Source organism: Gemmatimonadaceae bacterium (genome assembly GCA_036273715.1).
Taxonomy (GTDB): domain Bacteria; phylum Gemmatimonadota; class Gemmatimonadetes; order Gemmatimonadales; family Gemmatimonadaceae; genus JADGGM01.
In genome coordinates this window covers 16,087-39,917 of the sequence record DASUHB010000044.1, presented here as the reverse complement: position 1 = coordinate 39,917, position 23,831 = coordinate 16,087, and the positions used below count along the sequence as shown (strand labels likewise).

The window sequence follows — 23,831 nt, the reverse complement described above, 5'->3', positions numbered from 1 at the left end:
CGACTCGAGCTCGCGCGTGAGCGGCGCGAACCGGCGGTTGAAGCCGACCATGAGCATCCGTCCGGATTCGCGCGCGGCCTCGGCCACCCGCTCGACCTCTTCTTCCGTTAGGCCGATCGGTTTCTCGACGAAGACGTGCTTACCGGAGCGCAGCGCGCGGACCGCGAGGTCGGCGTGCGTGTCGTGGCGGGTGAGCACGAACACGGCGGCGATGTCTCGGTCGTCGAACACCGCATCGAGATCCGTGGTGGCGCGCTCGAATCCGAACTGCTCGGCGGCGATGGCGGCGGACGTGCCGTTGCCGGACGCGATCGTATGCAGCCTAACGCCGGCCGATCGGAGCGCGGGGAGCAGGGTGCGCGTGGCGAAGTTGCCGGCGCCGATGAGCGCAACCGATGTCGCGCCTGTCGGCGCACCGCGCGGCGCTCGAACGATCGTGCGCGGCGCCGGCGCATCCACGGCGCGGTCGGAATAGGCCAGGACGACGCCGAGGCTGCCAGTCCCACCGGTGACGACATCGTACGCATCCTGCACCCGCTCGAATGGGAAGCGGTGCGTGACGAGCGGCGATGGATCGAGGCGGCCGTCGGCCATGAGTGCCAGGACGGCGTCGAAGTTGCGCTGCTCGGTCCAGCGCACGTGGCCTAACGGATAGTCGACGCCCTGTTCCTCGTAGGACGCGTCGTATCGGCCGGGGCCGTAGCTGCACGAGACGGCGAACGAGAGCTCCTTCTTGTAGAAATCATCGCGGCGGAGGGCGAGGCCAGTGACGCCGACGAGGACGAGCCGGCCGCGTTGCCGCGCGAACTGCGCGGCTTCGTGGACCGGCTCATCCGAATCGGAAGCCAGGGTGAGCAAAACGGCGTCGGCGCCGGCATCGTTCGTGAGGGCAAGAACTCGAGCGACGGTGTCGCCGTCGCTCCCGTTGATGGGCGTAGCGCCGAAGCGTTCGGCCAGTGCGAGGCGGCCGGCATCGCGGTCGATGCCCAACACTCTGCATCCGTTGGCGCGCAGCAACTGTACGGTGAGCAGGCCGATGAGACCGAGGCCATAGACGACCACCGTTTCGCCTAACGTGGGCGCGGCGAGGCGGATGCCCTGGAGGCCGATGGCCGCGACCGGTGTGAACGCCGCCTGCTCGAACGTGACACCATTCGGGATGCGCGCGGCCATCGTGCGCGCCACGCGCACGTACTCGGCGTGCGCTCCGTTGGTCACGACGCGGTCGCCCGTTAGGAATCCCGACGCGGCGCCGGCGTCCACCACGACGCCGGCGTTGCAGTAGCCGAGTGGGATGGGTTGATCGAGCTTCGCCCGGACGGCGGCGAGCGTGGTGGAGAGGCCGTCGGTGCGAACCTTGTCCAACACCTGCTTCACTTTGTCGGGTTGGCGGCGCGCCTTCTCGAGCAACCCGGCGCGGCCGAACTCGACCAGCATTCGCTCTGTGCCGGCCGAGATCACGCTGGCGCGCGACTCGACCACGATCGTGCGCGGCGACGCGCCGGGGAGCGGCGCGTCGAGGAGCGAGAGCGCGCCGGTCGAGAACGAATGCGTCAGTGTTTTCACGACGACACGTGGAACCTGGTCCACATGTGGTGACCGTAGAAGTGCGGGATTCCTGTTTTCGCGTCGGGCATCCAGCAGAGCAGCATGTAGTCGCCGGGTGTGAGATTGGCGAAGAAGTACGAGTGCAGCCCATGCTCTTCGCCGACGATGCCGCCGAGCGGGTGGGCGCGTGTACTGCCGACGGCGGATTTTTCGAGCCATGCCATCGCATCGGCCGTGTCGGCGCCGGGCGACATGCGGAAGAGCATGAGGTCGTGCGTGGCCGGCCCCTGGTTGTCGACTCGGAACACGTGCGGGCCGGCGCGCAGTCCTTCAGGCACTGTGATCGCAAAGTCGCGCAGTGAGATATCGTACGTGGTGTGCGGCTCCGCGGCCACGACTCCAGCGTTAGGCGTGACGCGAATCGGCGCGAACATGCCCTTGAGGACGTGCTCCTTGTGGTCGGCGCTCTCGATGTAGCAGGCAATGACCGCGTTGCCCGGCTTGAGTATCACCGTCGAGGTACCGGTATCGCCGGGCGCGACGCCGTTCACGCCGCCGACTTCGGTTCCGACGAATCCATGGTGATTGACCGCCGCGATGAACTGCGCCGCGGTGGTGTCGCCCAAGAGCACCACGCCCATCATGTGAATTTCCTTGCCGTGATTGATCAGGCGTAACGTGACGGGTCCGGCCGGGAGTGTCGCATTCGCGCCGCCGGGCACGGTGAAGGCGTAGTCGGTTGCGACGATCGTTAGGACCGGTGGTGCTGTTGGCTTTCCTGCACCGGTGAGAGCGAGCAGTGCAGCCACGGCGAGACTAGCGCGCGCGAACATGGGTGTCACCTCGGCAGGGAGGACGGGGAGTTCAGTCGACGGTGGGCAGAGCGGAGTCCATGACTTCCAGACCGAGGCCTCGTTTCGGCGTCGAGGAATGGCGCGTTCCGATGTCGCAGGAAATGTGGAGGCCAAGAACTGCGGGGCGTTGGACTTCGATCCAATTGGCGGGAAGTCTTACTCCGTAGGCCGGAGAATACCAGCCCATCACCTCGGATTCGCGTGCCTCGTGGGTAGTGGAGTCGCCATCGACGTGGAGGATAGCGGGGTCAGCAGACGGGTGCAGCAGCCAGCGAACGGCGACTGTCGAGGCTGTGGATGTGAGGATGAGGTCGTCGACTCGGACGAGCTCGCGTTCGACGCGGACCGTTCGGCGGACGCGCTCGGGGACCTCGGCGGACAGCACCATGGTGTCGCCTTCGCGGGCGGCGCGGAGCAGCTTTGCGTTAGGCCAGCGGAGCCAGAGGAAGCGCGGTCCGCGGAGCCCGGGTTCCTGGTTGTCGACGAGCGGGCCGTTGTGGATACGGGCGGCGGCCAGCGCGTTGCGCCACGGGAGCGGGCCCAAGTAGGCGAAGGTGCCGCCGTCGACGATGGTGTCGCGTCCGGCGAGGCGGACGTCGACGTGGAGTGCGTCGAGGTGTCCGGGGCGCGACGTATACGAGCCGGCGCGGAGGAACACCGCGGTGCTGCCCGCGCGCGCCGATGCCCAACCCGAGACGCCGGAGTGGACGCCGTCGCCCAAGGGTTCGCCTTGCCGCGGGCTTGGGAGGCCTAACCACGCGAGCGTCTCGCCGTCGGGCGCGACGTTGGATGGGAGCGGGACGTCGAACGACGCGCAGGCAGCGGTGACGACCGGGCGGTAATCGCGGTAGGCGCGGAGCGTGATCGGATGGACGAAGGCGCCATCGTTGTGGCCGTGGTTGGGCACGGATCCCGTGTCGGGGTCGATGACCGCGAGGAGCAGCTCGGTGGCCGCGCGAAGGCGCTCGGTGGCATCGAGGGAGAAGTCGATGCTTGACGCGAGGAGCAGGCGCCGCGCGACGATGCACATGTCGAGCGCCAGGCGGAGGTAGTTGAACGAGTGCTGGATGTACCAGCCGTCCTCGGCGAACTGGGCGAGGATGAGGCGTTCGAGGAGGCGGCGGCCGCGGCTGGCCCAGGCGACGGCGGCGGGGTGCGTGCCGCGGAAGCGTGCGCCTAACGCAAGCAAGCCGACCGCTTCGGAGATGCCGTGGTTGTTGCGCTGCGAGAGGGCGTGGCCGATGGCGTCGTTCACCCGTTCGCCCGTTGCCGCGAGGACGGAGGTGATGCGCGCCATGGCGTGTTCATCGCTCGACGGCGCGCCGACGAGGTTCGCCTCGGCGTAGAGGAGCGCGATGGCGCGGATGGTGGATTCCTGTCCGCAGGCCCAGTGGACGCCGCGGAAGGGCGGGCTGCTTTCGATCCAATCGGCGAGGCGGTGGTGGAAGGCTTGGGCGTAGCGGTCGTCGCGGGTGACGATCCACGCGCGGACGAGGTCGTAGGTCCAGCCGAAGCGTGCCGGTTCCCAGATGTCTTTGACGTCGACGCCGGCGTCCTCGCGCGGGAACGCGCGCCACCAGGGCAGGTCGGCTTCGACTTCGATTTCGTTAGGCGCGCGGTGCCAGGCCGCCGGGCCGGCGGGGATGGGGCGCCAGACGGTGCGATAGGCCTGGTAGTCGCCGGCGAGGACGCGGTCGGCGCGGGCCAGGGCTTGCGCGGGGTTGGTGGCATGGGTGAGGGCGGCGGCATCGACGGCGAATGGGTGGCGCATGGGCGCCGGGGCGAAGTCGATGACACGGCGGGGTGTGGCGCGGAACGCGCCTAACGCGCGGCGGGTTTCGTGGGTGGCGCGTTGGGCGAGGCCGCGGAGGCCGTAGGTGCGCGCGATGGTGGCGGCGATGGCGGGCCAGTCGCGGGGCGTGGGCGTCACGGGCATCGGGCGGGGCGTGCGACGATCACGTGGCGACGAGCGGGCGGAGGGCCGCGTCGAGTCGTTGGGCGAGGACGGGGCGGCTGTGTTCGCGGGAGATCCAGTCGCGTGCGGCGTCGCCCATGGTGCGGAGCGTGTCCGGCGGGCGTTTGGCGAGGCGGACGATGGCGTCGGCGAGTGCGCGCGCCGACGAGTCCGCGGCCTGTTCTCCGGCGGCCGCATCGCGGAGCATGCCGGCAACTTCGCCGGGGACGTTGCAGACGACGGGCAGTCCCGCGGCGAGGTAGTCGAAGAGTTTATTCGGGCTCACGCCGAAGGCGAAGAGTGGCGCGTCGCGGAGGACCATGAGGCCCGCGTGGGCCGAGGCGAGGAGGTCCGGCATGGCCGTCTTGGGGACGGGGTCGCGGAACTCGACGTTAGGCAGTTGCTCGCGCGCGGCGCGAGCGGCGAGAGCGGCTTTGGCGGGTCCGTCGCCGACGAGGAGAATGCGGATCGGCCGGTCTTTGACAAGCGCGGCGGCGTCGAGCACCGTGTCGAGGCCGTTGGCGGGGCCGTGGGCGCCGGCGTAGACGAGCGTGAATGGTGCGTCGGGCGCCGGCCACGGGTGCGGGTTTGGCGCGGGATCAGCTCCGTTAGGCACGTAGACCATCTTGCGGCAGTCGACGCCGCGGGCGGCGAGGTGGTCGCCGGTGCCTCGGGCGAGGATGATGATGCGGTCGGCTCGGGCGTAGAGGTGTTTGGCGAGGGCGCCGAGGGTGTGGTAGGCAGGACCGCGGCGGCCGCCGGCGGCGACGATGCTTTCGGGCCAGAGGTCTCGGATCTCGAGGACGAAGGGTACGCAAAGTCGGCGGGCCATGCGGTACGCGGCGTGGGCGGCGAAGAGGTGCGGCGAGGATCCGATGATCACGTCGGGCCGTGTTGCGTTAGGCGAAAGGCGGCCGAGGGAGCGCGAGAACGAGAGCCAGTTGCGGGCGCGTCGCCAGTCGTTGCGTTTGTAGGGCGGGGCGTAGAGCCAGAGGAAGTCGACGTCATCGACGCGTTCGGCGATCGCGGAATTTTCTTCGGGCGCCGTGCGTCGGGTATAGCCCCGCGAGTGGAGGTGGAAGTCGGAGGCGGCGATCGTGACGTGCCAGCCGTGGGGGCGTAGGCCGTGGGCGAGGTCGAAGTGGCGCGTGCCGCCGCCATCGGAGGGGGCGACGGCGAAGTGGTTGACCCAGAGGAGGCGGAAGTGCGCGCTCGCCGGAGCGAGGATCGTTCGAGCGTCGCCCGTCGGATCGTATCGAACGGCTGTCACGCTCTCACCTACTCGTTATACTGGCGTGGCGAGGATTTCGTCTGTGTCATCGATCGACGCGACGGACGTATCACTCGGAGCGAGCGAATAGCCAGCAGCTCGAAGAAAGTCGCAGCACGCTCGATGAACGACGGATCCGTGCGTTGCGAGCAGAATGGCCGGACGCGCCCGATCGAGCGTGCGTGCGGCGCCCTTGAGCACATCCAGCTCGGCGCCCTCGACATCGATTTTGATGAGGGTCGGATCGGGAATCGACTTCGAATCGGTGAGGACATCGAGTGAGACGAGCTCCACGCCGACAATTCCATTGGCTGACACCTTCCCCATGGCATTACTGGCGTGCGGTTGGAAGCGTGCGGTTCCACTCCGTGCGCCCACCGCCGCCTCCATCACCTGCACATTTTCAAGGCGATTGAGCCGAAGATGTTGATGGATACGCTGCACGTTTTTCGGCAGCGGCTCAAACGCGATGACCCGACCAGTCTCGCCAACTCTTGCTGCTGCGAGCAGCGTGTAGAACCCGACGTTCGCTCCCACATCGAACACGACGTCGCCGACGTGCACCCTGCGGGCGAAGAGTCGTTGCTTGGCATACTCGTAGGATCCGAGCCAGCATCCGTGGTTGCTCGAGGCGGCGATCCAGCGATATCCGCGCAGCGGCCCTTGTAGAATTCGCAGCGGCATCTCAGACGGAATGAGCCGCAGCGGCAGGCGCAGCAACCGGCCAGCGACGGACCGATTGGATATGCCGGAGAGGTTCACGAGCGAGCCGGCCGTTCTGGCCGAAAATGCGACACGCGAGTGATTCGGTTAGGAGCCGCTGCGGCGCATTGAAGCCTTCCGATGATCCTTTGCGACCAGCGGGTCGAGCACGTAGCGCTCGAAGATGTCGATCTGCTGCGCGGCGCGGCTGTGCCAGTCCCAACCCGGCACCGGTCCACCCGTGCGTGGGGGGAGCACACCGTGCAGTGCCTCCGAGATGATGGCGCCCAACGCAGCAGAGTCGCGTTGGGGAAAGATGCGACCTGCGCCGGCTCGGGCGATCAGATCAAGGTGCGCCGGAATATCGCTGCAGACGATCGGTGCGTTCATCATCAATGCTTCGGCCACCGGCAAGCTAAAGGCTTCCAGCCGACTACAAGAAATCGAGACGACACACCGCGCCAGCTCTTTGAGATAGGGGCCACGAGACAGCATTCCGCGTATCACGACCGATTTGCCGATGCCTAAATCTCGGGCCATGAGGCGCAGCCTCGCGCGGCGTTGTTTTGGTTCGACTCCGACCAACGTGAGCATTATACCGTCCGGCCGCTCAATTGCCGCCCATGCATTCAGCGCCGTCCCTTCGTCCTTGCGCGCACCTATGCCGCCTAACACGAGAACGGATGCCCCCCCGCCGTGCCAGAGCAGATCACTGACGTCGACGCCGTTCGGGACTATCTCGATGGGCACCCGGAAGCGACTTTCTGCTGCCAGCGCGATGGCAGGAGAAACCGCGATAGCGACGCGATGATACGGATGCGAGAGCGCACGGATGCCTGCGCGGACCGCACGTTGGACGGCGATCCGCGCTGCAGAGTTTGACGCCGCCTTGAAGACAAAGTGAAACATGTCTTGGAGGTACACGACAGCACGTGTGTCCGCCGGTCCGACTCCATTCGGGCAGAAGATGATGTCAGCGCGGGTCCGATCAGCCGCGCGTGGCAAGTCGGTGAGCAGGTGGCTCGCCCAATTGTTCGATGCCACGCGTAATGGCTCAACGTCATGCGGAACTTCCGATTCGGTAAAACCTCTCGGAATGGCTGCGATGACTGCATCAACGCGCGGGTCGTGAAGCCAGCCACGGCAAAGACCTCGGAAGATCTGGGACCCCGCGGGGGTCCGCACCGATCGGGCGTCGATGAGGATACGCATCAGGCGCCCCGCCCCAAGCGCATCACGCTCGATACCACTGCCGCGTTCGCGCCCAGGACGCCGAGCGAATGGCGGCGGCGAAACGCTGCGGCCAATCCTTCTGCATGCACGGTCTCTCTATCGCTACAAAGAACACGATGGAAACGAAGAGGAGAAGCGGAAGTACAATCGCAGCTTGGACGAGAAGGTGCAGTGCAAAGCCGTCATTCGCCGCGATGCGAATAGTGCGTCGGCCGATTGCAGAGATGATAGGATAGTGCAACAGGTAAATGGTGTAGCACATGCCGCCAATTGTCGTGACCCAGGGATTGCGGAATACGGCACGCAGCCGGCGACCTCGAAACGTCGCACACACGACAATGAGCGCCAGAAGAGGAAAGAGCACTAAGGGTCGTGGAACGTTCACCCACACAGCGACCATGGCGATCCATGACAACACCCCAACGGCATCCCACACGCGCTGATTGGGAGATGGAGCACGCCACTCCGACAGATAAAAGTCCGCGAGGAGAAATCCGAGCAGAAAATATTGAAGGTAGTTGAGAAGCGTGAGCGACAGCCGCGAATCGACTTGAATCTCGTAGCGCTGCAATAGGATTGCGCCTGCAACTCCGGCGAAGACGACGAGGCGGCGGCCTAACTTAAGACGAATGGCGAAGACACACGCCAGAAGCGGCGCAAGCAGATAAAACTGTACCTCGACTTCGAGCGACCAAGCGACGACGTTGACGACGCTCGGCACGCCGTACATGAGATTGTGTAGGTATACCAGACTGGCAAGTAAGTGCGGCCAGAGATATCTCGACGACGCGCCAAAAAATGCAGAGGCGACCACGAACACAAGTAGCATGGCGAGGATGTACGGCGGCTCGAGACGCGTGACTCGACGGAGATAGTACGCGCGCAGCCGAGGAGCGGGTGCGGCATCGAAGTAATGCCGAGCGAAGGGCAGCGCGAGCACAAACCCGCTGATCACAAAGAAGAGCTGAACACCGTAGTGGCCTGTCGCGGCAATGCGGGCCAACAGATTGTCATTGAGTGTCCCGCTTTGGATTGCCGATGATTTGCCCACGGTATAGCCGCTCAGATGGAACACCACAACGAGAGCTATGGACGCGAACCGGAGCCCGTCGATCTCGGCGATGAATTGGCCCGACGTCGTTCGTCGCGACAGATGGGGAAGCAGCTTGTCAGCAACGCTCATCGAGCAGTCGCGACAACGGCGGAAGCCCTCGTCGGGCTCTCGCCTTCGATGACGGTGGTCAAGATTCGGCGCACGTTGTCCGTTAGGCTCTCGAACGACAACACCCTCGCAGCGAACTGCGCGCCACAGCGTGACGCATGATTCCAGGCGTCGAAGCTAGTGACGACCGCCTGAATCGCATCGCCGAGCTCCTGGGTCGTGAAGCCCGCGATCATACCGCCCTTACTCTGGCGCAAGACATCCTCGGGACCACCACAGGGCGTTGATATGACGGGCAGTCCAGTATGGAGCGCTTCGGCTACAACGATGCCGAATCCTTCTTGTCTCGACGGAAGTACCAGCGCGTCGTGCGAGAGATACAACGCAACCAACCGATCGAGTTCGACCGGACCGACCAGCTCGATGTTCGGAGAGAGATCCTGCGCTTGCGCCCATCGTTCCGTTCGAGGACCGACTACGGTGAGACGAGCGGGGATCCCCGCGGCCTCGAGCAGGCGGCACGTGTCGAAGAGCAGCGCGACGTTCTTCCTCGGATCATCCGCTCGCCCAACGAACAGGAGGCGAGGTACAGCATCGATCCTTCGCGGCGCACGTGCGGCCGCGCCGCCGTGCCTGCGCAGCGTATCGAGAAAGGCGCGGGACGGGGGATGCGGCAAAACATCCACGTGTGACGTTCGCAACCGGTGAATGTCCAACAGGCGTTCGCGGGTGTACTCGCTCATCGCGTACAGCTTGGTGGCGCCCACGAGAACCCGACGCTCGAGGCGTTCGCCCAACGCGAGACTCGCCCGATGCGCGATGAGACCGGCGCCAGAGCCGCGACCCGCCCGCCTAACTTCGCGCACGGATATCGCGCGCAGCTCGTCGCGGATCGGCGTTGCTTCCCAGACGAGATATGGAACACCCGCGCCGCTTGGAACTCCGGCGTAGCGGGAATTCACCGCCCAGATTAGATCGTAGCGCGCGGCCCGCAGGCGGCGACGAAACAATCGCCCCGGGATCAGGGCCTCTCCGTGCACGAGAGCCGGCTGGACGCCGACCATGATCGTTCGGTGCGCCGCTGTCTGTGCCTCGTGCCAAGTCGGGATCGGCCGAATGGCATGCGTCAGCACGTCGACCGTGCCGAAAGTCTCCAACGCATCGCACAGCACTTGTGTGCTGGTCGCGTTGCCTGCGGCTGCACCCGGCGCCGCCCCACAGACGAGAAAGCGACCCGTCACGCGCGGTCGTGCGCAGGTCTCATAGCGGTCACCGCGGATGGTGTGGCGTATACGCCTAACGATGTGAGCGCGTCGACCACTCCACTCGCCGTCGCGCGATAGCTATAGCGGTGGGACACCGTGCGCGCCGCTGCGCCGACGATCGCTCGAGCCTTAGGATTAGTTACGAGCTGCCGGACGAGCGCCGTCATTGCGCTCCAATCGCCATTCGCGAACGTGAAGCCGGTCTCGCCTTCGCGAATCAGATCTGCCGAAGCGCCCACATCCGCGCACACGACCGGCGGCAGGCCAGCGGCCATCGCCTCATTGAGCACGAGTCCCCATGGTTCGTTTTCCGATGGCATTACGAAGACATCGGCGAGAGCGTAGACCTCGGGCAGGCGGCGCTGGTTGACGAATCCGAGAAACGATACGTTGGTCAAACCAATGCGCGCGACTTCGGCATGGAGCTGCTGCTCGAGCGGGCCGCTGCCGACCAGCACGATCTGTACATTTCTGCCACACTCGGCGGCGAGATGCAGCATTGCTTCGGGGTGTTTGCGTGGCGTGAGCTTCCCAACGAACAAGAGTACTATGCGATCCTCGGGGACGCCCCATTGCCGACGCAACGTGCCGCAATCGGCGCGTCTCGCGCCCGCTGCCGCGAGCTCGTCGACATCGACGCTATAGGGTGTGAAGAACAATTTGCTGTCATCCGCACCGTACGCGAGGTATGCCTCGCGATTGCGGCAGCCGATGTAGAGCAAGGCATCGCTCATCGCGATCCACCGACGGATGATCGCGTCGCGAAGCGATTGCGGCACCTTCGAATCCCGACGCATATCGGCGCGCAGCTCACTTCGCATTAGGACGCGCGCGCGCGACGCCTTCGCGGCGATTGCCGCGAGATAGTTGCTGGGATACAAATAGCCGTTCACCCACAGCGCATCGAATCTGCCAAACATACGCCAGAATGCGCCGGGGTTGATCGCGTGTAGCGGATTGAAGGTGTTGCTGATTGGACTCGCGTTGAACAAGAACCGGTGGCTGTATCCATCGAGCTGATCGACATCCCACTTGACGACGCGATCGAACTGCTGATCGTACCTCGGACGCGCACCGAAATCTCTGCAGTACCAGACTTCGACCTCCAAGCCAGGCACGCTTGCGAGCCGGCGATACACGGGCGTGAAATACTGAATCGGGTGCGATGCTAGAATGGCGAGACGACACGAGCCAGCGTCGCTCATCGTTGCGCGTCGTGAAGCGCGAGAATTTCCTGAATCCGCGCGTCCCAGCTGTGCGTGGATTCGACCACGCGTCGACCGCGTTCCGCGATCTCCCGCCGGCGGACGGGTGCAGCCAGATACTCGTCGACGCGCTCGATCATCTCGGCGTCATCGCCGAAGCAGACGATGCTCGATCCGTCGTCAAAGATCTGAAGCACCTCGTGCGTTCGTTCATGCAGCAGAAAGCCACCGCACGCCGGCGTGTGAAACGTTCGGCTAGTAATCTGATCGCCAGCCGATGAGCCGGTGCGTTGTTCACTCAGTATCCCGAGGTTGATCGCCGAGCCGGCGATCGCGCGGACGTACTCGCCACCGACGACCGCACGATGCTCAATGCACTTGGCCAATGGGCCGGCTGCGCTCGCCCGGTTCCATTGGTGGCCCCAGACGCGGAGCCGTAGGTTCGGCCGCGCGGCTACGAGAGATGACAGGACCTTTTCTTTCTTTGCTGACCACGTGCCGATGAATGAGACGTCGCACTGATAGCGATCGATGTCGTCCTTCGTTAGACAAACGGGGCGATGCAGGTCCGGGTCGAATGCGTGATCGAGCTTGCTCGCGCGGGGCATACCAAGCTGGTCGCGCAGGTCGTGCAGGCCGAACGATTTGGTCGTGAACACCCAGTCGTATCGTGGGAGCGCGCCAGCAAGATAAGGCCCGTGCGTGCGAAAGGAGACGTCGGGGTAGAAACAGTACGATCGAGTGCCGAGTTGGCGCATGGCATCGATTGTTCTCGATTGTACGAACATCCCCTTGAACGCGAGGAACATTTCCGGGCGCAAGTCTCGAGCGACGGCCGCTATGTGCGCGTTGAACTCGCGTACTGCGGAGGCTCGGACCATGCGTCCAACGACGCGCATCCCCGTTGTACGCCAGCGAACCGGAACGAACTCCCACTCGGCGGCGACCTCAACGCTCCAGCCTGCGCGACGTAGCGCTTTCATCCCGGCGTAGCCATTGCTCCCGAGCCACTGGTCGCAGACCACGATGGCTCGCCGCCCATTGGCGTTAGGCGTCAGCGCGTCGTCCGCTGCAGACTCGTATGAGGGGATCCGCGTGGGGGGCAGCGACATCACTCAGGTTCGCAATCGTGCGGCTGCTGGCACGTCAGCTGTGGCCAGTTGCATCGGCGCAAGCGGCTTACTCCTTCGCACGCCGGATATGACCAGAGATCCGGCGAGGAACAGCAAGTACATCGCGACGAGCGTGACGATTATCTGCAGGTCGGCGACGAGCCCGATGCCAATCAAAAGGAGATAGAATCCGAATGCAGTCCCGAGCGGATTGCTATCGTCTGCCCAGAACATCGCGGTCGACCAGAAAAGCGCGAGTAGCGCGCCGAACAAGTATGATCCGACCACGACGCCGCCCCATCCAAAGTTCAGATAAAGCTCGCCGGGGACCGTCATATTGATCGAGTTGTTGTACGTGCCATCCGGGCGCAAGATCGCTTGGCCGATTCGGTTAGCGAACCACGCTCCCTTCGCGATCTTCGGCTTGGCGGCCCACAGGAAGCGAGGCACGAAGGCGAAAGCCAAGTATTCGAGTGTCGCGCCATGGAGAAAGCCCCCTTGGACGGCGAGTAGTCCGACTTGCGACAGTTGATTAATCGTCGACAGACGGACCACAATGGCCGACGCATCGCTCGTGGAATCGGAGGCGTTCGCTGTCGACGCGGCGCGGAAGGCTGCGACACGAGCTTCGCCTCCGCCTGCTTCGGATCGGATGCGTCCTAACGTCGCGAAGTTGACACCGAACAGCGCGATTAGGAGATAGACGGGAATCAAGGCGCGGCGGCGCAGGATGGCCAGTGAGCGGCTTCCGACGACGAGCCCCGTGAGCAGGGCAAGAATCGGCAGCAAGATCTCGGCTCGCAGGTACGCGAATAGCGCCGCTTGCACGGCCACGACCAGCATCAGGCCTAACGCGACCATCATCACGCGGCGCGACCGGCGCACGGCGCCAAGACGGCTGAGCGTGAAGATCGTCAGGTCAGGCAGGCGTGCGATCAGCCCGCTGACCGCGCCGAAGCGGTTCGCGCCGAGCGCGTTGGTGATAAGTATGCTCAAGACGGCGATTGCAGCGCCGCCAACGATCAGGTCTCGGTCGTTTACGCGCGCCTTGATCTTTGGCAGGAGTTTCCCAACAGTACGCCATGGCCGCCAACGTTGCGCAGTATAGAAGCCGACGAGGATCGCCGTTCCGCCGACCAGCATTAGTTCGCAAGCGAAGTAGACGTAATCCGGCGCAGTGTAGAGATCGAACGGCGATTGGTTGCCGCGTTCGATAAGTGAGTGGACGGCCACGGCGTTGGCGACGCCGGTTATGGCGAATGCCAGCGAGAAAAATGTCATCGGTGTGAGCGCACCACGCCTCAAACCTGCGATGTCGCGCACGACCACAGCGATGCCGACGCCTGCAGCCGCGATCGACAGTAGCATGGCGGACGGCTCGAGAATCCCAAGCACGGTGGCAATGAGCGCTAGCCACAGAAGCACCCGTTGCGCGGGGAGCTTTTTCTGCGCGATCAAGGAGTGAGGTCAAGACGGTAGCGACAAAGCACGCTAGCGCCTTACGCGTCGAGGTGCTGTTTCGCGGAGGCGACCGGAGTGGTCGCCCAATCGTCACCCGCCAAATGGTGTAGACTCACACCGCGTTTCGCGAGCCAGCTCAGCACCTCCGGCGCCGTCGTACTCGCGTCCGCGAGCGCCCAGCGCGAGAGTTCTACGCATCCGCGTAGTCGCTTTGATCGACCGAGCGTACCTTCAAGGCCGCGTAACACCTCGAGTTCCCAGCCCTCGACATCGAGCACGAGGACATCAATCGCTGTCACGCCGCGCGCGCCGAGAAAAATATCCGCGCGTTGGACCTGGACCTCGACCGTGCGATCTGGCTGATGCGGCGCCGCGAACGACGAGTGACCGGCCACGCGCGACTGGTAGAGTAGTATGCTTGATTCGGCAGAGCCGAATCCGCCTGGGAACACATCGATCGGCGCATCGCGTTCGTCGCCGAGCCCTAGGTTGCGCGTCGCGAACTCGCGGGCATGCGCGTCCGGCTCGGCGGAGAAGACGTGGCCGGTTGGGCCAGCGAGTCGGCGGCAGAGCGCGGCCACGTAGCCGACGTGGAGACCCAGGCAAAGCACGGTGTCACCCGTCTGTACGTTATTCCGGATCCAGCGGACAACGTGCGGTTGGTATGCGCCGACCCATATCTCCGCTTGGAAGCAATCGCGCGGGTTGATCCAGAGCCGGATGTCGAGTTCGGCCGGCTCGACAGTATCGACGAATGGGTGCCGATACAGATGACGTGCCCAACGCGCGGCGCGCGCGCGCCCGTGCGGCAGGCGGCGCAAAAGAGAACGCAGCATTACTCAGCTGGCGTTAGGCAGTCTCATGGGCTGGCCTGACACAAGCCTGTCCAACAACACTGCCAAAGTTCCCGCGAGACGCTGCCTGGTGAACTGGTTGACGAGCTCTTCGTTTGGCGCATACGTCGCGAACTGGCCACTCTGACGCTCGCGCTGCGATGCTAGTATGTACTCTGCAATTCTAACGGGATCGCTGAGCACGACTCCGGTTCGCGTAGCTCGGATCAGATCGTCGAGCATCCCGCCATCGCCCGGAACACAGAGGATCGGCCGCTTCGCACCGAAATACTCGAACGTCTTGGCCGGATAGAGTCCCCGTGCGAGGTACTTATCTTCCTGTACACGCCCAGTGATCGACAGCAGCAATAAGGCATCGGACGACTGCAAGATCCGCAGCGCCTGCTCCCGTGGAACGTGGGCATCGGCATCGACCATTCGGCTAACGCCCACCGTGCGCGCAAGCTCTCTCACATAGGATGTGGCGCTACCGCGGTACACAAAACGAACGCCGCCTGCGTCGTCGTTAGGCAACGTTGCCGCCACGATGCGAAGCGCCTCGAAGAACGGGCGCATCGTTTGAATATCGGGATTGAGGTTGCCGCAATACGCGATCGTAAAGGGCGCGGTTCGCGGCGGCATCTCGACGTGCCCGAATTCTTCCGGATCGAATCCGTTAGGAATGCTCATAGCCGGGCGGCCTAACAACACCCTATCGAGATCAGCCAAATGATCATTGACGTTGATCAGGTGCGCAGCGGTCGAAAGTAGTGATCGAATACGGGGCAGGTACAGCGCCCGCAAGGTTGTCGGAAACGGTCGTAGCACAGGATCACGGAAATCTGCTACCCACGGCACGCCTGTCTCCCGAGCGAACCATCGCGCGAGCAGCAAGCCGGCATCGGGCGTGTGCTCACCAATGCACGCGTCGACTCGCACCGACCGTGCGACGATCTCTGCCACGCGACGTGCGCACGGCTGCCATGCAGAGCTGTAGTCGCCATTGGTGAGTTGCTTGAGCGCAGTCAGTGGCTTTCGCCATAGAACTCGCTGCCACGCGTTAGACGCTCGCCGCGCGCTCACGCGCCACCACCTATCCAACAGTCCATCCCACGGCAGCGAAGGAGTCGGAATGATCAAGGACGCATCGGGGCTGGCTTCCTCGACCTGGCGTTCGATGCGCGCCGCGACATCAGTCGAGAAGCCTATGCCTCGTTCGCGCGCGTCGCAACAAATGACTATCGCTCGCCAGCCGAAGCTCGGCAGATGCTTGGCGAACTGCGCGACCCGCTGCGCACCGATTGTCGATGTTGGCGCGTGATACGGCGCGCATTCATGCGCGAAGATCAGCACCGTGCGCAACGGTTGCTTCATACCGGTGCGGACTGCACGGTCCTCTGGCGCGATGCGTTGTCGGACGAAACGTCTCCCGACCGATCGTCACCCTCGGAATTGTTGCGCAGCCATCGGCCCAAGCAGATGAATCGCCACGGCAGGAATGAGAACGGTGCCCGGCCCGCGAGGATGTCCTCGACCTCCTTCAGCGCCGCATCCGCATGCAGCACGTTCGGCGAGCAGTCGATCGCGACGCGCAGCTGCTCGCGGGTCCACTCCCGTGGAATCTCGCTTAACCATGTCCGCTCGGGCGTGACGAAGCCCATCTTGTCGCGCCGGTCGCGTACGGTTGGAGGGAGCACATCGGCAACGGCACGTCGCAGAACGACTTTCGTGACGCCGCGATGCAGCTTCATCTCATCGGGCAGCCCCGCGAGAAACTCTACCAACCTGTAGTCGAGGAAAGGGACGCGCGATTCGATCGACCACGCCATCGAGTTTCGATCCTCGTAGCGCAGGAGCACGGGCAGCGACGTGTCGAAAGTTTGCCGGCGCAGGCTGTCCCGTAAGTCGATGGGTGGCGTATCATCGTGGCCGTTAGGCGCTACGGCGCGCAGCCAGGTCGGCATGCTGCGCGTAATACGGACGCGTGCCGGGAGCAAGGTATCGACCGCAGGCATCACATTGCGCATCGCGAGGATCAATTGGGCGATCGGCAGCGTGCCCTGGCGCCGACGGTACGCATTGATCTCGCCAGCCAATCGGAGCATTCTCCCGCGGCGCAGCATCCCGGTATACAAGGCCGTGTCGTTACCGCCGTATCCAGCGAGCTGTTCATCGCTACCTTGGCCATCCAACATCACTTTCAGCCCCGCATCGGCCGCCGCTTGAAACACGCACCACTGACTGTACATGCTGGTCGAGCCAAAAGGCTCGTCCATGTGCCACAGCAATTCGTCGAGGTCGGAAACGAGCTCGGCGGACTTCGGCCAGACACCGACGGACTTGGCATGGGTCGCGCGAATCACTCCCTCCGCGTACTGCCATTCATCGAAGGCGGCGTCCGAGTGCCGCGCCGTGACGGTCACCTGCCCCGCATCCGCGTCGTACGCGGCGAGCTGGCGATGTGCGAGGCAGACGATGGCGGAGGAGTCAAGGCCGCCGGACAGGCACGATCCGACTGGGACGTCGGCACGTAAGCGCAGCGCAATACTGTCAGTTAGGAGTTCGCGCACACGTGCGGCGGCGTCTCGGAGGTTGCGCGTCGTCGTGGCCGGAGCGAACCGATACCACCTGGTGACCTTCACGGGGGCATCGCGGCTCCGCAAGTCGATGGCAACTCGCTCGCCACCACGCAGCTGGTGCACGCCGTCGTGCATCGTATCGGACGACGCGTCGAGGCGCGCATCCACCAGGTAGCGGCGAACACCTGTTTCGTCAGGCGCGAACTTGTACCCGGGCAGCGTGCGGATCTGCTTAATCTCGGATGCGAGCGCGATGAAACCGCCGACGACGGCCCAATACAGCGGCTTGACGCCGAACCGATCGCGAACGGCGTGCAGCGTCCCGCCATTCCGTGGATCGAGCAGAAGAAACGCGAACATTCCATTCAACCGATCGAGACACCCTGGCCCCCACTCTGCCCACGCGGCGAGGAGCACTTCCGTGTCGGAGCGGGACGCGAACCGATGGCCCATCCGCTCGAGGTCGGCGCGCAGCTCGACGTGGTTGTAGATCTCGCCGTTTAGGACGATGGCGAGTCCGGTTTCGTGGTGCAGCATCGGCTGATGGCCGCCCGGCGAAAGATCGACGATCGACAGCCGACGGTGGCCAAGTCCGACGCGCCAGCGAGTGCGCGACGGAAGGAGCACGAGTCGCTTCGTATCGCGCGTTTGAGGCGACGTTTCGTCTCCTGCATACACGCGGGTTAGCTCATCCGGATTCCATAGGAGGTAGCCTTCGTCGTCCGGGCCGCGATGCCGCACGCGACGCGTCGCCATGACTAACGGAAGAGTCGGCTCCTCCAGCGCCGCATCGCGACGGATCAAGCCGAGGATGCCGCACATCGCTATGCTACGTGCGAGACCGATCGGAACGCCGACGTTGCCGGTGCCGAGCGCCCATGGCGTCCAGTCGCATACAGCCTCACCAGCCGTTGGGCAGCCACGGGCAGTGATACGAGCGCGGTGATGGTGCGCGTTGCATCGACCGCTACACGTCCAACAGAGTCCGTCGCCGCCAATTGCGACAGAAGCTGCCCGTAGCGTTGGGCGCACACACCGATCGAGAACTCCGACTCGGCGAGGGCTCGCGCTGCCACCTCGCGCGCCGACGACGGAATATTGAAAGCGGCGCGAATCTTTTCGGCAGCTGCTGACACGTCGCCAATGTCATAGAGCCAGAGGCACGAACGCGCGGCTGCATGCGTTTCGTAGTCCTCGACGCCGCTCACGCGACTCGAGACGATGGCGCAGCCCATACTCAGCGCCTCCATGACCGTAATTGACATGCCTTCCGAATTCGACGACATGAGGAGGACGTCGGAGCGCGCGAGGAGATCTAGCACGTCGCTGGTGGCCGACCATGGATGAAGTCGTACGCGATTGCCGAGGTCGAGGGTAAGGAACGCGCGGGAGAGCGATTCGCGCGCCGGACCATCACCCATGAGATCGAACGTGAAGGATATGCCGGCGTCGCAGAGTTGCGCGGCGATCTTGGGCAAATCGCTCACGCGTTTTTCGGCTTCGTCCATACGGCCGACCCACGCCAAATGCATCGCTTTGTCCGAACCGGTGGGGCGGTTGCGGAGAGGGTGCAACGGGATGCCGCAGGGAATGGTGACTAACGGAGCGTAGCCGGATCGGCCGAGTGCGTTCGTGCGGCGGTTGACGCGCGTCGACACGCACGCGATCGCGGCAGCGGCACGGTCGTATCGGAGGACGAGCCTGTCATTGATGACGTGATTGCCGTGCAAGACGGCGATCATCGGGTTTCGCGGTGACAAATATGCTGCCGCCGACCAGGTTTCAGCATCGTTGGAGACGACGACCGGGACACTCGCCGGTACACCCTCTTGAAGCGCGGCGGCGTAGACCGATGACCGATACGCAGCGGTACCAAACTCGAACATTGAGCCAACAACTGGCGCGACGATGGTTGGCCGCTCTTCGGGAGACAGTTCCGCGAAGAGATCCACCATGGTTGGACGCCCACGGCCACTGACGAAGGGCGACCGCGGCCGCGGTGCTACAAACCAGCTCTTGCCACCGCATCGCTGTATTTCGATGGCCAAATCCGCCATCCAACGGGTTACGCCACCGCGATGGTAGGGATAACAAAGGAATGCGAGATTCATCGCATTACACAACGCAGCGTGTCGGCTGGCGCGGCACCGCTAGCGCGCATGCACGTGGCACGTGTCTTCGCCATCGTGAGTGCATCGACGTATGCCTCGCGCTGGGCGCTCGCATATCGCTCCCACAAGAGGTGGTCACGACAGAGTGCCAGCGCTCCCATTCGAAGAGTATTGCGCGTTGCGCTAACAGTGTCTAACGCACGTTGAACCTCATCGTTCGACCAATTCTCTTTTGTGTAGTCCACGAGGATTCCAGCCTGATATGCAGTGACGAGCCGGTCGATCCCGAGCGACCCCCGAGAGGCAATGACAGGCAACCCGGCAGCGAGATACTCGCCGAACTTCACCGGCTGCACGACGGACTTGAGAACGCCCGGTTTTCCGAGGATGAGACCAGCGTCAGCGGCCATCAGATGACTCGCGACCAATTCTTGTGGAAGGTGAAAAATAAAGATTCTGGTCAAGTCCACTCCGGCATCCCTGAGCAGGGTGGACATGTCCCGTTGGTCCGGGGTGATCGCCATGAAACGAACCGTCGGGTTTCCTTGCATCGCGAGCGCCACGAACTCGCCGAGCCCCTCCGTCAGATACTGAAACCGGTTAACGACTCCGACGTACGCCAGGACCAGATCACGCGAAATACCGAGACGGTCGCGCATTTGCTCGCGCGCATCCTCATCGTAAACCACATTCCGAACGCAGCAGGGAACGCAGTCCAGTTTTGTCGGTGCGACCCCCAAGGCGGCAAGCCACTCGCACATTCCGTCAGACACGGTAGCGGCGCGCTGCGACAAGGAAAGTGCCGCGAGAAGGTTGCGCGTTGCGTGCTCGTAGTCGCGGTTGTTCGCCGCTTGTGCGGAATGGAACGCTTGACGACTACGTGCAAATAGCAGCTCTTCTGGCCACGGTCCTCGAACGTCCGCGATGATGCCTGTGTGTCCAAAGTGTTGAGACAGGGCGTGCGCCCATCCAACCGCCCGCTCACCGCGACAGTGAAACACCACGGGACGGCCGTTTGCCCAGCGTTTCACCAATCGCGCGAGAAACGAAGCGTTCTTTGCGACAGTCAATCGACTAACGTAGGGTAGCAACACAACCGTAACGCCAGGAGCGCGCGCTTTGAGCGAGCGGACAGCCCTCTTCACTTCTGGCTTGAACACCCGACGCAGCGGTTCCAAGAGAAGGACGATGACGCGCGTGGGGCGCGATGAGCCGGGCGTCGTAGCCTGCGACTGCATGTGATCGAGGACCTGCGGACCGACGAGGGGCTTCGTCGTTTCCTGCACGACGACATGAACGACGATATACTCGCCATCCTTCGCAGGGCGGCCAGCGTTTATTCGAACCGGTGACTCGACCGAGTCCACGTCAGCGAACGTTGCGATGACTCGAAATAGCCGACTAACGCTGCATCAATTGTGCACGCACCGGCGGTATCGCACTGACCCTTATTCTCCAAGCATCCGCAACGGCGAGGGCCATGTGGGTGCCAGGAGTGAGATTGCTCCCGTCTGCCGATGCATCGAAGAAACCGAGGCTGGCGCGCACGTGCTCGCGAAGAAACTCGCCGCGCTCCCCTTCAAACCACTTTCCCACGGGCGAATTGAAGCCGGTCTTGCGACGGGCCGACAAACCTTTAGGCCCTAGGCGAGCGTACCAGTTTCGGAGCACGATCTTCCCCCGATCCCCCGCCCATTTCAGATCCTCACGCGTACGCTTGGCCACCTGCACGACCTGATCCGCCAAGAGCGGAACGCGCGCCTCGATGCCGTACGCCATCGCGGCCGTGTCCAACTTCGCTAACATTTCGTCGACTAACGCAGTCCCGCGATCCACAGCGAGCATCTGTTCCAGCGTTCCATTGGCCGCGAAGCGGTTCCAAGCTGCGGCAGCCCGCAGTTCCATCGGGTCATTTTGAATCGCAGCGATACCGAGATGCTCGAGAACATCATCCCGGGTCGTGCGCAGCTTATCGAGATACACCATGGAAGGCTCTCGACGAACGCGCGCCGCGACCTTCCCGAACGAACCTGCTCGACCAGGCAGGTTAGAGAGACCGGCCAGGACCGGCGCGACTCGTGCGAACCGCGCGCCCCTCGCCCAAGAAGGAACCGCCGGCATACCCGCGTGCCAGCTGTAACCAGCGAACAACTCGTCGCCGCCATCGCCGGTCAGGATCACCCGCCTCGATGGTGCGATCTCTCGGAAGAGCCCGTGCAGGCCGACCAGGCTGCTGACGGCAAGCGGTTCGTCCATTGCTGCAATTATGTTATCAAATCGTTCTTCCGTTAGCCCCGCGTCGCCGACATCCACGGCGGTGCACGGAAGGCCGAAGCACGCGGCCGCCTGCATTGCGCCGGGATATTCATCGTCGACGAAGCCTGCGTGTCGAACGGTCCACGCTTGGAGCGTCGGTTCAGCCTGAAGACGCCGAGCCAAACCGGCAACAATACCGGAATCGATGCCAGCGCTGAGCAGAACTCCGATCGGAACATCGGAGACCAGGTGCCCATCGACTGCCCGCTCGATTGCGCGTCGTACATCCGCCTCGGTCGCGTCGCGATCGGTTGGCAAATCGCTCCACCAGGCGTGTTCTTCACGCACACGACCGGCTCTGATTCGAATCCAAGATCCCGGATCGAGTCGGCGCGCCGCGCGAACGGCCGACCATGGCGACGGAACAAAGCCCCACTTCAATAGTGCGACAAATGCCTCCTCTCGCAGAACTCGCGGCACGTCCGCGTCACAGAGCAACGCGGGAAGTGTGGATGCGAAGCTGACCCCGTGATCGTGCTCGGCGAGCACCAGCGGTTTGATGCCGAGGCGGTCGCGCACGAGATACAAGTCTCGGCTTCGCGAATCCCAGAGCGCAAACGCGAACATGCCTTCTAGAGCTGCGCAGCACGCATCGATCCCATGCTGCTCGTACAGGTGCACAATAATCTCGGAGTCAGACCGGCTCCTGAAGCGGTGCCCCTGCCTGGTCAATTGCTCGCGCAGCTCCCGGTGATTGTAAACTTCCCCGTTCGCGATGACGCAGATCGTTTGATCTTCGTTCCACAAGGGCTGCGCTGCAGCCGCCGAGAGATCGATGATCGCGAGGCGACGGTGGACGAGCACGAGATCAGAGTCGTGGTGGTGCTGCCAGCCGTTAGGCCCCCGTGCCCTCAAGGCTGTTTGAAAGGAATTCGCAAGTTCATCTGCTTCTGCTACCTCGAGGGGAGCGACTCCATAGCGACCGGCGATGCCACACATACTAGAGGATGGTTGCTTGACTGCGACCGCAAGTGAGGTCCGTGGACACTGAATACGGATCCTCGTCGAGCAAGTCCGGGTTCAAGTCGCGTCGGAACACAGCCTCCAAGAGTCGCGCGAGCGTGCGTCCTGACGCGAGGGAATCGCCAATTCGTTCGGCTCGCGATCGCGCGGCGGACCCCAACGATTCACGGTCGGACGGTGAGATCAACAAAGTCTCTAACGCTTCGCGCAGCGCTCGCACGTCGCCTGGCGGGACTAATCGCCCGTTCGAGCCGTCTTCGATCACTTCTGCATGGCCGCCGACGCGAGTCGTCAGTACTGCCACGCCGGATGCCATCGCTTCCAACACTGCGTTAGACATGCCTTCGCTTCGTGAGGGCAATGCGAAGACGTCAGCCATTCTGAACAAATCCGGCATGCGGTGCCGAGGCACATCGCGCTCGAACAGGACCTGCACGTTCGGAGCCCGACGTGCGGCTTCCGCAGGTACGTCTATCTCATCTCGTAACGAGGACGACACGCAGTGGAGAACGATGCGACCGCGGTCGTATGGTAGCTCCCCGAGCGCGTTCAACAATTCGGGCCATCCTTTGGCGACTAGCTGCGGCGCCACGCACAGCACAACTAGCTGTTCAGCGCGAATGCCTGCCGTCTCACGCAACCGTTGGCGCTCCGACTCCTCGACGGGCGAAAACGCCCGCGTGTCGATACCGTTAGGCACGACTGCGCCGCGAATCGGCTGCGGGCCTACCAGTCGCTGGGCTTCCACGAGAATGTTTCGCGAAACGCCGATGACCAAGGCTGCATCCCGAACGACCTCCTGGAACGCCAGCATCCGATCGGCGCGTTCGTGCGGCCAGATCCATACGTCGTCGCCACGCAAATGAACGGCGTAAGGAATTCCGTGGGAGATTGCAGATGCTCGAACGGCACTCCCATGCGGCAACGCGAACTGTACAAGAAGAATTCCGGGCCGGTGCGCGGCACTTGCCAGCTCTTTACGCAGGGCCAACTCGACACGTCCGACGAGTGACAGTGGCTTCGACAGCCGGCTGGGAACACGATTTTGAAAGCGCAGGTCGCCGATCGAAATACCGTCAAGGGACCAGTTGGCCGGGAGAGCGCGCGCGCACGCGGCACGCCACGCCGGTGCCAATCGCCACGCCATGGGCGGAAACCACCCGTTGGGAATCAACGCCCGCACTTCCCAGCCGGTCGCGACCAATCCTATCATCTGTCGATGCACGAACGCACACCGCAGACGTGCGCTAGGATGCGGATAAC

At 63.7% G+C, this 23,831-nt stretch carries 18 protein-coding genes; all 18 read right to left on the bottom strand.

Features of this window, described 5'->3' with window-relative positions; all coding sequences use genetic code 11:
• Window positions 1-1,566 (bottom strand): bi-domain-containing oxidoreductase (locus VFW04_10130; protein ID HEX5179679.1); only part of this gene is annotated, 1,566 nt, incomplete at its 3' end.
• The gene (locus tag VFW04_10125; GenBank protein HEX5179678.1) at window positions 1,563-2,381 is read right to left on the bottom strand and encodes a hypothetical protein; all 819 of its coding nucleotides are present in this window, start codon (window positions 2,379-2,381) and stop codon (window positions 1,563-1,565) included. The genes VFW04_10125 and VFW04_10130, both read right to left, overlap by 4 nt.
• A 31-nt stretch (window positions 2,382-2,412) precedes the next feature.
• Window positions 2,413-4,332 carry a heparinase II/III family protein gene (locus VFW04_10120; protein HEX5179677.1) on the bottom strand — a complete coding sequence of 640 codons (1,920 nt, stop codon included), beginning with the start codon at window positions 4,330-4,332 and terminating at the stop codon, window positions 2,413-2,415.
• A gap of 25 nt (window positions 4,333-4,357) precedes the next feature.
• Entirely contained in the window at window positions 4,358-5,626 is a 1,269-nt protein-coding gene (locus VFW04_10115; GenBank protein HEX5179676.1) for a glycosyltransferase family 4 protein, read from the bottom strand.
• 15 nt (window positions 5,627-5,641) lie between these two features.
• Entirely contained in the window at window positions 5,642-6,346 is a 705-nt protein-coding gene (locus tag VFW04_10110) for an FkbM family methyltransferase (protein ID HEX5179675.1), read from the bottom strand.
• A gap of 90 nt (window positions 6,347-6,436) precedes the next feature.
• On the bottom strand, window positions 6,437-7,540 hold the full coding sequence (locus VFW04_10105; GenBank protein ID HEX5179674.1) for a glycosyltransferase: 1,104 nt from the start codon (window positions 7,538-7,540) through the stop codon (window positions 6,437-6,439).
• 22 nt (window positions 7,541-7,562) lie between these two features.
• Complete coding sequence (locus VFW04_10100; protein ID HEX5179673.1) at window positions 7,563-8,744, bottom strand: acyltransferase; 1,182 nt, start codon at window positions 8,742-8,744, stop codon at window positions 7,563-7,565.
• On the bottom strand, window positions 8,741-9,964 hold the full coding sequence (locus VFW04_10095) for a glycosyltransferase family 4 protein (protein HEX5179672.1): 1,224 nt from the start codon (window positions 9,962-9,964) through the stop codon (window positions 8,741-8,743). Before VFW04_10095 ends, VFW04_10100 begins: the two co-directional genes overlap by 4 nt.
• Window positions 9,961-11,193, bottom strand: coding sequence for a glycosyltransferase family 4 protein (locus tag VFW04_10090; protein ID HEX5179671.1), 1,233 nt, complete (start codon window positions 11,191-11,193; stop codon window positions 9,961-9,963). The genes VFW04_10095 and VFW04_10090 overlap by 4 nt, the downstream gene beginning before the upstream one ends.
• Entirely contained in the window at window positions 11,190-11,852 is a 663-nt protein-coding gene (locus VFW04_10085) for a glycosyltransferase (protein HEX5179670.1), read from the bottom strand. The genes VFW04_10090 and VFW04_10085 overlap by 4 nt, the downstream gene beginning before the upstream one ends.
• Window positions 11,853-12,308: 456 nt before the next feature.
• On the bottom strand, window positions 12,309-13,763 hold the full coding sequence (locus tag VFW04_10080; protein HEX5179669.1) for a hypothetical protein: 1,455 nt from the start codon (window positions 13,761-13,763) through the stop codon (window positions 12,309-12,311).
• 41 nt (window positions 13,764-13,804) lie between these two features.
• A complete protein-coding gene (locus VFW04_10075; GenBank protein HEX5179668.1) occupies window positions 13,805-14,602 on the bottom strand; it encodes an FkbM family methyltransferase in 798 nt (265 codons plus the stop codon).
• A gap of 3 nt (window positions 14,603-14,605) precedes the next feature.
• Window positions 14,606-15,961, bottom strand: a complete 1,356-nt coding sequence (locus VFW04_10070) for a hypothetical protein (GenBank protein ID HEX5179667.1) — start codon at window positions 15,959-15,961, stop codon at window positions 14,606-14,608.
• 8 nt (window positions 15,962-15,969) lie between these two features.
• Window positions 15,970-18,000, bottom strand: coding sequence for an asparagine synthase (glutamine-hydrolyzing) (asnB, locus tag VFW04_10065; GenBank protein HEX5179666.1), 2,031 nt, complete (start codon window positions 17,998-18,000; stop codon window positions 15,970-15,972).
• Between the two features lie 2 nt (window positions 18,001-18,002).
• Window positions 18,003-18,920 (bottom strand): glycosyltransferase, encoded by a 918-nt coding sequence (locus VFW04_10060; GenBank protein HEX5179665.1) that lies wholly within the window; start codon window positions 18,918-18,920, stop codon window positions 18,003-18,005.
• Window positions 18,921-19,285: 365 nt separating this feature from the next.
• Entirely contained in the window at window positions 19,286-20,656 is a 1,371-nt protein-coding gene (locus VFW04_10055; GenBank protein ID HEX5179664.1) for a glycosyltransferase, read from the bottom strand.
• Window positions 20,657-20,690: 34 nt separating this feature from the next.
• Complete coding sequence (asnB, locus tag VFW04_10050; protein HEX5179663.1) at window positions 20,691-22,544, bottom strand: asparagine synthase (glutamine-hydrolyzing); 1,854 nt, start codon at window positions 22,542-22,544, stop codon at window positions 20,691-20,693.
• Between the two features lies 1 nt (window position 22,545).
• On the bottom strand, window positions 22,546-23,781 hold the full coding sequence (locus VFW04_10045; GenBank protein HEX5179662.1) for a glycosyltransferase: 1,236 nt from the start codon (window positions 23,779-23,781) through the stop codon (window positions 22,546-22,548).
• Window positions 23,782-23,831: the final 50 nt, after the last annotated feature.